General features: G+C 65.4%; 1 pseudogene. It reads right to left on the bottom strand.

From position 1 onward, the window contains the following. A pseudogene (locus J1C52_RS15040) lies at nucleotides 1-423 on the bottom strand (hypothetical protein); the annotation flags it as partial. Nucleotides 424-645 lie beyond the last annotated feature (222 nt).

The following is a 645-nucleotide window of genomic DNA, read 5'->3' as shown; positions in this document are numbered from 1 at the left end:
TCCGCCGGTCAGCCGCCGCACGGTCCAGCCGATCCGGTACAGCGCCTGCGCATCATCCGTTACGGTCGAAACCCGCAGCGCCATGTAAAGCGAAAGCCGGTCGAGGCCGATCCGGTCTTGCGTGAGCCAGCTGAGATCCGCGGCTTCGATCAGGGCGAGCCGTTGCCGCCAGCCAGCCGGGCCGCGGCGCAGGCGTTCATCGAGGATCCCCAGGCGCGCAGCAACACGGGCGAGCTGCGCCGCCTGCCCGGCCTCGGCCGCGCGCCAGGCATCGACGACATCGGATTCCTTCGCCTCGGGCGGAGGTCCGGGAGGCAGGTAATCCGGTTCGTCCTCCATCGGCCCGGGCAGGAACCAGAGGTCGGCGTCATCCTCGGCGTCGGACGCCTCCAGGTCTTCGAGAGGCACCCCCTCATCGTCCATGTATGTCGGGCGAGATTGGCTCATGCGCGCATTATATAGCCATTATGCGCGCTTGGCGATGGAGTTTGAGGGGCTGCGGTTTTCTCTACTATATAGGCGCCGGAGGATCCTGTCTTCTCGAGAGCGCTGGAGCGCCTCTCGTGGGCGTTAACCCATAGATACAACGCTTCCCGAACTGAGCGCGAAGAGAGAGACACCCCTTGCGCGCGCTTACAAACGGTC

The sequence above is a fragment of the Roseibaca sp. Y0-43 genome (assembly GCF_020667835.1).
Taxonomy (GTDB): domain Bacteria; phylum Pseudomonadota; class Alphaproteobacteria; order Rhodobacterales; family Rhodobacteraceae; genus Roseinatronobacter.
This window is presented reverse-complemented; position numbering and strand designations above follow the sequence as displayed.